This is a genomic window from Janthinobacterium sp. CG_23.4, from assembly GCF_029892305.1.
Classification (GTDB): domain Bacteria; phylum Pseudomonadota; class Gammaproteobacteria; order Burkholderiales; family Burkholderiaceae_D; genus Janthinobacterium; species Janthinobacterium lividum_D.
Genome location: NZ_JARXUX010000001.1, coordinates 4,405,232 through 4,416,372, shown reverse-complemented (window position 1 = coordinate 4,416,372; position 11,141 = coordinate 4,405,232). Strand labels below are relative to the sequence as shown.

The following is an 11,141-nucleotide window of genomic DNA, read 5'->3' as shown; positions in this document are numbered from 1 at the left end:
AAGGCAGTACGACTAGGCAAGGCAACAACGCCATGGGCTTTTTTAGGCGCGACAGGAGACTATAAAAATGCAACATATCGCTTTTATCGGCCTAGGCAACATGGGCGCGCCGATGGCCCGCAACCTGGTGGCCGCCGGCTTCCACGTGTCCGTCTTCGACCTGGCGCCGGCCGCCGTGGCCTCGCTGGTCGAGGCAGGCGCCACGGCGGCCGCTTCGGCCAGCGCGGCCGTGCAGACGGCCGATGCCGTCATCACCATGCTGCCCGCGAACAAGCACGTGCAGGACTTGTATCTGGCGCCAGGCGGCGTGCTCGATTCGGCCAAGCCCGGCGCCCTGTTCATCGATTGCAGCACCATCGCCGCCGACGTGGCGCGCCAGGTGGCGCAGGCAGCCAGCGCGCGCGGCTTTGCCATGCTCGATGCGCCCGTCTCGGGCGGCACGGCGGGCGCGGCAGCGGGCACCCTGACCTTCATCGTCGGCGGTAGCGTAGCGGCCTTGCAGCAGGCGCGGCCCCTGCTGGAAAAGATGGGCAAGAATATTTTCCATGCGGGCGAGGCGGGTGCGGGCCAGGTGGCGAAGATTTGCAACAACATGCTACTGGGTATCTTGATGGCCGGTACGGCCGAGGCGCTGAACCTGGGCGTGGCGCATGGCCTCGACCCGAAAGTGTTGTCCGACATCATGGCCAAGAGTTCGGGCCGCAACTGGACCCTGGAAGTGTACAACCCGTGGCCCGGCGTCATGGACGGCACGCCCGCTTCGCGTCATTACACGGGCGGCTTCGGCACGGCGCTGATGCTGAAAGACCTGGGCCTGGCGCAGCAGTCGGCCTTGTCGGCAAACGCGCCCACGCCATTGGGCGCCCTGGTGCGCCAGTTGTACCAGATGCATGCGCAAGCCGGTTATGCGCAGCAGGATTTCTCCAGCATCGTGCAAATGTTGCAGCCTGCTTTGCAAACGCCTGTTGCCTGAGAAATTTTGGGCAAAAAAAAGCCCGCTGGTAAAAGCGGGCTAAATCCAATTCTTGGAAGATTTGGAGGAGACAGATGCATTATGCTGCATCGCCACATATAACTCCAATTTATCTTTCTAATATCAACTATACATTTCAGTGATATCTCTTCCCGGTAGCCGCGCAACCGCTACCGTTCCCGCACCTCAGGCCGGATTGCAGGCGATCTTCACCGTCGTCACATTCGCTTCGCCCATGGTGCCGCCGCCCGTGCCTGGCTGTACCACGCACAGCAAACCTTTCGGCTGAACGGAGACACTGATGCCATACGGATCGCCATAGTTGACAGAGCCGGCCATGGTAAAGGCCGTGGCGTCCTTGGTCACCGCAGTGATTGTGTTACCGTTAATCAGCACCAAGCCATCCACCGTCAGGCCGGAAACCGTGCCGCCCACGGTATAGCTGTTTTGCGAGCAAACCACCGCAGCGCTGATATTGATGTAGTGACCAGCCGACCCGGAACCACCGCGGATGCCGCAAGTCATGTGGGCCGGTTGTTGTTTGACGGTGATGTTGTAGTCGGTACCATAGTCGATGCGCTTGTCAAAGGTGAATGACGTTTTGCCAGCAGGAATCGGCAAGGTGTCGCTGCCATTGGCCAGTATCAGTCCTTCATTGTTCAAGCCTGAGATCGTGCCGCTGACGTCATACGAGGCCTTGCCGCCGCAAGCGGCCAGTCCCAGGGTCAACAGCAGTGCGGCGAGTGGGCGCAAGCAGGATAACTTCATGTATTTCTCCAAAAAATAGGTGACGAATCGCAAGGATTACTGCGGCGTGCAGTCGAGTGTGGCCGCGCTTGTGGCGCTCGAACCCATCGTACCGACCGTATCGCTGCCGTCGGCACTCTTTGAACCCTGGAAGCGGCACTTCAGGCCCGTTGGCTGAGTCAATATGGAAATGCCGTATGGGGCGCCGTCAGCTATCGCATCGAATTTATAGAAGTTGACACCAGCCAATGGACTGGTACCGTTGGCGCCCATGACCAGGCGCAAGCCGCCAGCACTCAGGCCCGTAATCGTACCGCTCAGGGCGTAGGTGTTGGTCGTGCAGCTGACAAAGGCCGTGCTGACGGAATAGCGCGATGCCTTGCCGCTGCCACTGCTAATACTGCAAACGGCGCCTTTGGGCTGCTGCGCGATGGTGATATCGTAGCGCTCATCTGTGTTGATCAGCTTGGTGAAAACAAAGCTGCTCTGGTTTGCGCTAACAGGCAAGCGTTCACCATTGTTCAGCAGAATCAGGCCATCTTTGGTCAGGCCGCTGACTGTGCCTTGCAGATACAGGTTGCCGCCGCTGCCGCCGCAGGCTGCCAGTGTGGCGGCGCAAGCCGCCGCCAGCATCGAGCGCAGGTACAAATTTTTCATACATTCTCCAAAACGAATTAGGTTGGGTAGCGCAACGCGGACGCTGGCGCCGCATTGGAATGGCGCCTATTTTAGTCTATCTGGCAAGCTGAATGACCTTGCCTTGTATCACCCTGTAACAATTTTTCGCCGCGAAGCGCTGGCCTGGCCCCATTACGTGAAAGCGCAGCCATGCCGGCGGCGCCGATCGGTGCGACAATACCGTCAGCCTGCGCACCGTGGCGCGGCATCTACTGTGAATCCCATGTCCCTTGCCCCTCTAAAATCGGCTGTGCCGCCCAAGGCCATCCTGTTCGATCTCGACGATACCCTGTGGCCTATCGCGCCCGTGATTGTCGCCGCCGAAACCCTGTTACACGACTGGCTGGCGACGCACGCGCCCAAGGTGGCGCAGCAGTTTTCCATCGAGGTGCTGCGCCAGCAGCGTCTGCTCATGCTCAAGGAGCAACCGCATTTCCATGGCAACTTGATCGAGTTGCGCCGCGCCGGCCTGCTGGCCGCCTTCGAGAGCGTCGGCGAGGACTGCGCCCTGGTCGAGCAAGCCCTCGTGCACTTTCTCGCCGCGCGCAACCGCGTCGAGCCGTATGACGACGTCCTGCCTGGCCTGGCCTGGATGCGCCAGCGCATGCTGGTCGGTTCGATTTCGAATGGCAATGCGGACCTTGAAGTTATCGGCCTGGCACAGCATTTCAAAGTGTCCATCGCCGCCAGCGACTTTGGCGTGGCCAAGCCCGATGCCAGCATCTTCCTGGCCGCCTGCGCCGCGCTGGACGTAGCGCCGCATGAAGCCGTGTATGTGGGCGATGACCTGTATTTCGATGTGACGGGAGCGCAAGGGGCGGGCATGCGTGCCGTCTGGATGAACCGCAAGGGCAGCGACGCCCACCTGGCTGCCGGCGTGCAGCCCGATGCCATCTGCGCCAACTTTGACGAGTTGCTGCTATGGCTGCAGCAGCAACTGGAAGATTGATCGCTGCCGGACGGGCGAACGTGCATAATACAAGCTGGCTGGCGCTGTCGGCGCAAATCTGCATGCGGCGCTTGCTACGGCGCTTACGACTTGTATTGCGACCTCTGCCACGGCCTGCATCACTCCTGGTATGACTACTTGTTTTATAGAAAATTGGCCTAATTAATTACACCATGCAACTCGATACACGCGCCCAAACACTGCTGAAAGCCCTGGTCGAGCGCTATATCGCCGACGGCTTGCCGGTCGGTTCGCGCGCCTTGTCGAAGATCTCCGGCCTGGACCTGTCGCCGGCCACGATCCGCAACATCATGGCTGATCTGGAAGAGCTCGGTTATGTTTCCAGCCCGCATACCTCGGCCGGCCGCATCCCCACGCCGCGCGGCTACCGCATCTTTGTCGACACCTTGCTGACCGTGCGGCATCTGGATGAGCACATGGTCGAGTCGCGCATGCTTCTGCAGACGCCGCAGCCGCAGAAAACCATCGCCAATGCGGCGCAGATGTTGTCGTCGCTATCGCAGTTTGCCGGCGTGGTGCTCAGCCCGCGCCGGGAATCGGTGTTCCAGCAAATTGAATTCTTGCGCCTGTCAGAAAAGCGCATCTTGCTCGTCATCGTTGCCCCGGGGGGCGACGTGCAGAACCGCCTGTTGCTGACGCAGGCCGACTACACGCCGGCGCAACTGGTGCAATCGGCCAATTACATCAACCAGAATTATGGCGGCCTGTCGTTCGATGCCGTGCGCTTGCGCTTGCAGGGCGAATTGCGCCAGTTGCGCGACGACATGGGCAGCCTGATGCAGGCGGCCGTGGAAGCGGGCAGCGAAGCGATGGCCGACCATAGCGATGACATGGTCATTTCCGGCGAGCGCAATTTGCTCAGCGTGAGCGATCTGTCATCGAATATGCATTCGCTGCGTCAGATGTTCGACATGTTCGAGCAAAAAACCGGTTTGATGCAGCTGCTCGACGTGTCGAGCAAGGCGACGGGCGTGCAGATTTTTATCGGCGGCGAATCGAACCTGGTGCCGATGGATGAGATGAGCGTGGTGACGGCGCCGTATGAAGTCAACGGCAAGATCGTGGGAACGTTGGGGGTGATCGGACCGACGCGCATGGCTTACGAGCGCGTCATTCCGATCGTCGATATTACGGCTAAATTACTGTCGAGCGCGCTCAGCCATCATTGAGCGTATTGCCTGCAGCGCCGCCCGCTCCCGCAGGAGCGCCAAGCTTGGCTCAGGCAGTTTTATGCGGGCAAGCCGTCTTGACGCAGTTGCCATAAATGGCCAAGGCGTGTTCGGCGATCTTGAAGCCGCGCTCTTCGGCCACTTTTTGCTGGCGAATTTCGATTTCTTCGTCGAAGAACTCTTCGACCCGGCCACAATCGAGGCAAACCAGGTGGTCGTGGTGGGAGCCCTCGTTGAGTTCGAAAATTGCCTTGCCGGTTTCAAAATGGTTGCGGTTGAGTAAGCCCGCCTGCTCAAATTGCGTCAGGACACGGTAGACAGTTGCTAATCCGACATCCATATTTTCGGCCAGCAGGATCTTGTAGACATCTTCTGCCGTCAGGTGACGTACCGGGCTACTCTGGAAGATATCGAGTATCTTCAGGCGTGGCAGGGTGGCTTTCAGGCCGCTTGCCTTGAGATCACTAGGATTGTTACTCATGTTTGTTGCTCGTATGTGGGTCAGGTGCTTTATCATATAGCGTTTTGTCGGGGAGTGCCAAAATATGCATTTTTTGGCAGGCCGGTCACTCCTGGCGTTTTGTTCATCCAATTGAGGTCATTTATGCGCGTAACACCGGCTGTATTGCCATCTCTCTGGCACCGTATTTCATTTCGAGCCCCAGTCGTGGCAGGCATGGTCTGTGTCGCGCTCGCCATGTCTGGCTGCGCCAGCCGCGGCATCCTTGGCGAAAAGCCGGCCGCCAGCCAAAAAGAAGGCAAGGAAGTGGTCCCTGAGCAGGGTGCACAAACGACTACCGTTACGCCGCTGCAAAAATTCATGTGGTTTTTCTCGCCGTATCGTCCCGACATTCAACAAGGTAACTTTGTCTCCGAAGAGATGCTGGCCCAGTTGAAAGTGGGCATGACGCGCGACCAAGTGCGTTTCGTCTTTGGCACCTCGCTGCTGACCGATATTTTCCATGCCGACCGCTGGGATTATCCATTCCGCCTGGCCCGGGGCAATGGCGAAACCACGAGCAGCCGCGTGGTTGTCTACTTCGGCAAAGATGGCAAAGTTGAACGTGTCGAAGGCGGCAATTTACCGACCGAGAAAGAATACATCAACCGTATCGCCGGTCCGTCGCCATTCGCCAAGGTTGCCAAGGCCGACGTGCCGGCCGCTGCCGTGCCATCGCCGGTGGCGCCAAGCGCCGTGCCAGCGCCGGCCGATGCCGCCCCCGCCATTCCTGTGAGCAAGCCTGACGCTGTACCGGCAGCCATCGCCGAGCCCACCAAATAAGTTGCTGTAAGAGAATAAAATGACTGAATTGAAAATCGCCATCGCTGGCGCCAGTGGCCGCATGGGCCATATCCTGATCGAAGCGGTCAGCAATGCTCCTGACGCCGTGCTCGTCGGCGCGCTCGACCGCGTTGGCTCGCCGTCCTTGGGCCAGGATGCGGCCGCCTTCCTCGGCAAGCCTGCCGGCGTGCTGATCGAGTCCAGCTTGGCTAGCGGCCTGGCGGGCGCCGATTACCTGATCGATTTCACGCGTCCCGAAGGCACTTTGCAGCATCTGGCGTATTGCGCCGAGCACGGCATCAAGATGATCATCGGCACCACCGGTTTCGATGACGCGGGCAAGGCGGCGATTGCCGCTGCCGCCGAAAAGACGGCCATCATGTTCGCGCCGAACATGAGCGTGGGCGTGAATGTCACCATGAAGTTGCTGGAGCTGGCGGCGAAAAGCCTGTCCGAAGGCTACGACATTGAAATCATCGAAGCGCATCACCGCTTCAAGGTCGATGCGCCATCGGGCACCGCCCTGCAAATGGGAGAAGTGGTCGCCGGCGCCCTGGGCCGCGACTTGAAGGACTGCGCCGTGTACGGTCGCGAAGGTGTGACGGGCGAACGCGACCCGTCGACCATCGGCTTTGCCACCATCCGCGGTGGCGATATCGTCGGCGACCATACGGTGCTGTTTGCCGGCATCGGCGAGCGCATCGAGATCAGCCACAAATCGAGCAGCCGCATCACTTACGCCCACGGCGCCCTGCGCGCCGCACGCTTCCTGGCCGACAAGTCGAGCGGCCTGTTCGACATGCAGGACGTGTTGTCGCTGAAGAACTGAGGAACATTATGGCCACTGCGATCCTGAATGGAAAAGACATCACCGACGAAGCGAGCTTTCACGCGCAATGCGCGCCAGCCTTCGGTTTCCCCGCGTTCTACGGCAACAGCATGGATGCCTGGGTCGATTGCCTCAGCTATCTGCGCGACGATGAAAACATGACCCAGTTCCGTTTGAAACCGAACGAAGTGCTGGAAATTGTCGTGCAAGACGCGCAGGCCATGAAGGCGCAGGTGCCCGACTTGCTGGAAGAGATCACGTTCTGTATCGCCGGCATCAATGAGCGCTACGAAGATTATGGTGAAAAGCCGGCGTTGAAGCTGGTACTCAAGTGAATAGAATCGTAGGTCGGATTAGGCCCTGCGGGCCGTAATCCGACAACATTGTTGGCTGTGAAAGTCGGATTACGCGCAAGCGCTAATCCGACCTACGTCTGACCCCAGACGGTTAGACGACCTTGCGTTCGCGCAAGCCGTCGATCTGGCCGCCATCGAGGCCCAGCCACTCGTGCAGCACTTCCTGCGTATGCTGCCCCAGCAACGGCGGCGGCAAGCGGTACTGCACCGGCGAGCCGGACAGGCGCACGGGATTGGCCACCAGCGCCACCGTGCCCGCCGTCGGATGCGGCATTTGCACTTTCAAGCCACGCGCGAGCACTTGCGGGTCGGCAAACACCTGGTCGATGCGGTTGACGGGGCCGCACGGCACGGCCTGTGCCTCGAAGGCGCTGATCCACTCGGCCGTCGTGCGCATGACGGTAGCTTGGCGCAGCAAGGGGATCAGGGTGGCCCGGTGCGCCACGCGCTGCGGATTGGTGGCGTAGCGTTCGTCCAGCGCCCACTCCGGATGGCCGACGATGGCGCAAAAGCGGGAAAACTGGCCATCGTTGCCGATCGCCAAAATCATGTCGCCATCGGCCGTAGGGAAGTCTTGATATGGAACAATGTTCGGATGCGCATTGCCCATGCGCTGAGGCACTTTGCCGCCGCACAAGTAATTCGCCGCCTGGTTGCCCAGGGCCGCCACTTGCACGTCGAGCAGGGCCAGGTCGATATGCTGGCCCAGGCCCGAGCGTTGCCGTTCGGCCAGCGCCGCCTGCACGGCGATGGTCGCATACAGGCCCGTCATGATATCCGTTTGCGCCACGCCCACTTTTTGCGGCCCGGCGCCTGGCTGGCCATCGGGCAAGCCCGTGATGCTCATCAGGCCGCCCATGCCCTGGATCAAAAAGTCATAGCCGGCGCGCGCCGCATACGGGCCATCCTGTCCAAAGCCCGTGATGGAGCAGTAGACCAGGCGAGGATTGAGCGCCATGAGGCTGGCCGCGTCTAAACCGTATTGCTTCAAACCGTCCAGCTTGAAGTTTTCCAGCAATACATCCGCTTCGCCAGCCAGCTTGCGCACCAGCGCCTGGCCTTCAGGGGCAGCCAGGTCGATGCACAGCGAGCGCTTGTTGCGGTTGGCGCACTGAAAATAAGCGGCCTCGGCCGTATCGCGGCCGTCTTCATCTTTCAGATACGGCGGCCCCCAGGAGCGCGTGTCATCGCCGCGTCCCGGCTGTTCCACCTTGACCACGTCGGCGCCCAGGTCGGCCAGCAATTGCCCGGCCCAGGGACCGGCCAGCACGCGCGACAGGTCCAGTACGCGCAAGCCGGTCAGCGGCGCGGGCCGCAGGGTGGAGGCCAAGGCGTCCATCAGTTGCTGAAGGCGGAGATGCCGGTGATGGCGCGGCCGATGATCAGCGCGTGCACATCGTGCGTGCCTTCATAGGTGTTGACCACTTCCAGGTTGACCAGGTGGCGGATCACGCCGTACTCGTCGGAAATGCCGTTGCCACCCATCATGTCGCGCGCCACGCGGGCAATATCGAGTGCCTTGCCGCAGCTGTTGCGTTTCATGATGGAAGTGATTTCCACGGCAGGCGAGCCTTCATCTTTCATGCGGCCCAGGCGCAAGCAGCCTTGCAAGCCCATGGTGATTTCCGTGAGCATGTCAGCCAGTTTCTTTTGCACCAATTGATTGGCAGCAAGAGGGCGGCCGAATTGCTTGCGGTCCATCGTGTACTGGCGTGCCTTCAGGTAGCAGTCTTCGGCTGCGCCCAGCGCGCCCCAGGCGATGCCGTAGCGGGCGCTGTTCAGGCATGTGAATGGGCCTTTCAAGCCGCGCACGTCCGGGAAGGCGTTTTCTTCCGGGCAAAATACTTCATCCATGACGATTTCACCGGTGATGCTGGTGCGCAAGCCCACCTTGCCGTGGATTTCCGGTGCCGACAGGCCTTTCCAGCCTTTTTCCAGCACGAAGCCGCGAATCGCGCCTTCATCGTCCTTGGCCCAGACGACGAACACGTCGGCGATGGGGCTGTTGGTGATCCACATCTTGGCACCGGACAGGCTATAGCCGCCCGGCACCTTGCGCGCGCGCGTGACCATGCTGCCAGGATCGGAGCCGTGGTCCGGTTCCGTCAGGCCGAAGCAGCCGATGAATTCGCCCGTCGCCAGTTTCGGCAGGTACTTTTGCTTGGTCTCTTCGTTGCCGAAGGCGTTGATCGGCACCATGACCAGCGACGATTGCACGCTCATCATCGAGCGGTAGCCCGAATCGACGCGCTCGACTTCGCGCGCCGCCAGGCCGTAGCAGACATAGTTCAGGCCGGCGCCGCCGTATTGTTCGGGTATCGTGCTGCCCAGCAAGCCCAGCTCGCCCATTTCGCGGAAGATGGCGGCGTCCGTGCGGCCATGGCGGAATGATTCGAGCACGCGTGGCACCAGGCTGCCCTGGCAATAGTCGCGGGCCGCTTCCAGCACGGCGCGTTCCTCGCCTGTCAGTTGATCTTCCAGCAGCAGGGGGGAATTCCAGTCGAATACGGTTTTGCTCATCACAGGCCTCGCAGGTGAGCGCCGGTGATCGGCGCAAGATTGAATATGCCTCATGGTAGGTTTTTGCCTAGCCTTGCGCAAACGATATTTTCGCACCCAGACATGCGTATTGCGCATATCTTGCGCCATACTAGGGTTCTTTTACTGGCCGGATATCCCCATGTCACGCAAAATCCCCATGCTGCAAGCCTTGAATTGCTTCGAGGCGGCGGCGCGCCACCAAAGCTACACGCATGCGGCGCGCGAACTGTCGCTGACGCAAAGCGCCGTGTCGCGGCAGATATCTTCCTTGGAAAGCTTTCTTGGCGTGCAACTATTCCAGCGCACGCGCCACGGTGTACTGCTGACCAGTGCCGGCGCCGCGTATGCGCGCCAGATCGCCGCCCGCCTCGATGGCCTGGAGCGCGATACGCTCGACACCATGGCGCGCCAGGGCGGCGGCGGGGCCTTGCAGCTCGCGTCCGTGCCCACGTTTGCCACGCGCTGGCTGATGCCGCGTCTGTCATCGCTGGCGCGCTTGCACCCCGAGATCGTCGTGCATATCGACGCCTATACGAAACCGTTCATGTTTGCCGATACGGAATACGACGGCGCCTTGTACGCGGGCACGCCCGAGCAATTGGCGCGCTGGCCCGGCACGCGCGCCACCTTGCTCATGCATGAAGAAATCGTGCCCGTCGCCAGCCCCCGCCTGCTGGCGGCGCGCAGCCATTGGCAGGCGCAGGATTTGCTGGAACTGACCTTGTTGCAACAAAGTACGCGACCGGGCGCATGGCGCCAGTGGTTTGACGCCATGCAGGTCGATGGGGAACTGGCACGCTATGGCGCCCGCTACGAACTGTTTTCCATGCTGGCCATGGCGGCCGTGCAGGGGCAGGGCGTGGTCTTGTTGCCGCGTATGCTGGTCGAGGCGGAACTGGCGCGCGGCGAACTATGCATTGCATGCGAGCGCCCACTGCGCGGCCAGCGCGCGTATTACCTGATCACGCCCGAGGCGGCGCATGAAAAACTGGCCTTGCAGCAGTTACGGCGATGGTTGCAGGACGAGGCAGCTTAAACGACCTTGGCGGCATCGAAATGGGGATTGTCGATGAAACCGATCTGGTTGCCGAACGGGTCGAGCAATTCCACCGTGCGGATGCCGTCGCCCACATCCGTGATCGGGTGGTGCAGGCTGCCGCCTAGCGCGATAATGCGCTCGACTTCCTGCTCGATGCCGTCCACGCCCCAGTAAGTGACGCTGCCCTGCGCGCCAGCTTGGCCGTCCGACAGCAAGCCCAGCTCGAAGCCGCCGATGTTAAAGCCGACATAGAAGGGCTGGTCGAAATACGGCTGCGTATTAAATACCTGGCTGTACCAGGCCTTGGCCTTGTCCAGGTCGGGGACGGGATAGGTGACAGTGCGTAAGCCTTTGATCATATTGCGCTCCTGTTGGTCGAAAAAGTCGGCGAAATACCTGCTGCCATCATGCCAGCGGAAAAACTGGCATCGCGCTGGTCCTGGCACAGGCGGTCGATGTAATTGTCCGGCACGTCCAGACGCAGTCCAGCCAGGTCCGAAGGGCGGGAATGGGTATGTATTCCTGGTAGACGAGCATGGCCGGCGTTGCTGCAAAGA

General features: G+C 60.8%; 13 protein-coding genes. 7 read left to right on the top strand and 6 right to left on the bottom strand.

The features are described from left to right. The first annotated feature begins 67 nt into the window (after nucleotides 1-67). Nucleotides 68-973 (top strand): 3-hydroxyisobutyrate dehydrogenase, encoded by a 906-nt coding sequence (gene mmsB / locus H4V96_RS19855; RefSeq protein WP_070346103.1) that lies wholly within the window; start codon nucleotides 68-70, stop codon nucleotides 971-973. A gap of 186 nt (nucleotides 974-1,159) precedes the next feature. Here mmsB and H4V96_RS19850 read toward each other — a convergent pair whose 3' ends face one another. Together H4V96_RS19850 and H4V96_RS19845 are read right to left on the bottom strand one after the other, a co-directional pair. After that, entirely contained in the window at nucleotides 1,160-1,741 is a 582-nt protein-coding gene (locus tag H4V96_RS19850) for a hypothetical protein (RefSeq protein ID WP_070346104.1), read from the bottom strand. Nucleotides 1,742-1,777: 36 nt separating this feature from the next. Then, nucleotides 1,778-2,377, bottom strand: coding sequence for a hypothetical protein (locus H4V96_RS19845; protein WP_196855655.1), 600 nt, complete (start codon nucleotides 2,375-2,377; stop codon nucleotides 1,778-1,780). A 244-nt stretch (nucleotides 2,378-2,621) separates the two neighbouring features. Here H4V96_RS19845 and H4V96_RS19840 point away from each other — a divergent pair, with 244 nt between their 5' ends. Together H4V96_RS19840 and hrcA are read left to right on the top strand one after the other, a co-directional pair. Then, entirely contained in the window at nucleotides 2,622-3,347 is a 726-nt protein-coding gene (locus tag H4V96_RS19840; protein ID WP_050855975.1) for an HAD family hydrolase, read from the top strand. A gap of 173 nt (nucleotides 3,348-3,520) precedes the next feature. Next, nucleotides 3,521-4,537 (top strand): heat-inducible transcriptional repressor HrcA, encoded by a 1,017-nt coding sequence (gene hrcA, locus H4V96_RS19835; RefSeq protein ID WP_010401766.1) that lies wholly within the window; start codon nucleotides 3,521-3,523, stop codon nucleotides 4,535-4,537. 49 nt (nucleotides 4,538-4,586) lie between these two features. Here hrcA and fur read toward each other — a convergent pair whose 3' ends face one another. Beyond that, entirely contained in the window at nucleotides 4,587-5,018 is a 432-nt protein-coding gene (gene fur, locus H4V96_RS19830) for a ferric iron uptake transcriptional regulator (RefSeq protein ID WP_010401765.1), read from the bottom strand. Between the two features lie 195 nt (nucleotides 5,019-5,213). Between fur and H4V96_RS19825 the strand changes: the two genes are divergently transcribed. From H4V96_RS19825 to H4V96_RS19815, 3 genes are read left to right on the top strand one after another with little or no spacing between them, the layout of a single operon-like run. Beyond that, the gene (locus tag H4V96_RS19825) at nucleotides 5,214-5,819 is read left to right on the top strand and encodes an outer membrane protein assembly factor BamE (protein ID WP_196855700.1); all 606 of its coding nucleotides are present in this window, start codon (nucleotides 5,214-5,216) and stop codon (nucleotides 5,817-5,819) included. Between the two features lie 19 nt (nucleotides 5,820-5,838). After that, on the top strand, nucleotides 5,839-6,648 hold the full coding sequence (dapB, locus tag H4V96_RS19820) for a 4-hydroxy-tetrahydrodipicolinate reductase (RefSeq protein WP_196855654.1): 810 nt from the start codon (nucleotides 5,839-5,841) through the stop codon (nucleotides 6,646-6,648). A gap of 8 nt (nucleotides 6,649-6,656) precedes the next feature. Further along, complete coding sequence (locus tag H4V96_RS19815) at nucleotides 6,657-6,983, top strand: barstar family protein (protein ID WP_010401757.1); 327 nt, start codon at nucleotides 6,657-6,659, stop codon at nucleotides 6,981-6,983. 112 nt (nucleotides 6,984-7,095) lie between these two features. On the opposite strand, the gene H4V96_RS19810 is transcribed toward H4V96_RS19815, so the two are convergent. Continuing rightward, a complete protein-coding gene (locus H4V96_RS19810) occupies nucleotides 7,096-8,343 on the bottom strand; it encodes a CaiB/BaiF CoA-transferase family protein (RefSeq protein WP_070346107.1) in 1,248 nt (415 codons plus the stop codon). After that, complete coding sequence (locus H4V96_RS19805; protein ID WP_010401753.1) at nucleotides 8,343-9,524, bottom strand: acyl-CoA dehydrogenase; 1,182 nt, start codon at nucleotides 9,522-9,524, stop codon at nucleotides 8,343-8,345. Before H4V96_RS19805 ends, H4V96_RS19810 begins: the two co-directional genes overlap by 1 nt. A 160-nt stretch (nucleotides 9,525-9,684) precedes the next feature. Here H4V96_RS19805 and H4V96_RS19800 point away from each other — a divergent pair, with 160 nt between their 5' ends. Continuing rightward, nucleotides 9,685-10,581 (top strand): LysR substrate-binding domain-containing protein, encoded by an 897-nt coding sequence (locus H4V96_RS19800; RefSeq protein ID WP_029496712.1) that lies wholly within the window; start codon nucleotides 9,685-9,687, stop codon nucleotides 10,579-10,581. Here H4V96_RS19800 and H4V96_RS19795 read toward each other — a convergent pair. Further along, complete coding sequence (locus tag H4V96_RS19795; RefSeq protein ID WP_010401751.1) at nucleotides 10,578-10,943, bottom strand: glyoxalase/bleomycin resistance/extradiol dioxygenase family protein; 366 nt, start codon at nucleotides 10,941-10,943, stop codon at nucleotides 10,578-10,580. The genes H4V96_RS19800 and H4V96_RS19795 overlap by 4 nt on opposite strands. Between the last annotated feature and the right edge of the window lie 198 nt (nucleotides 10,944-11,141).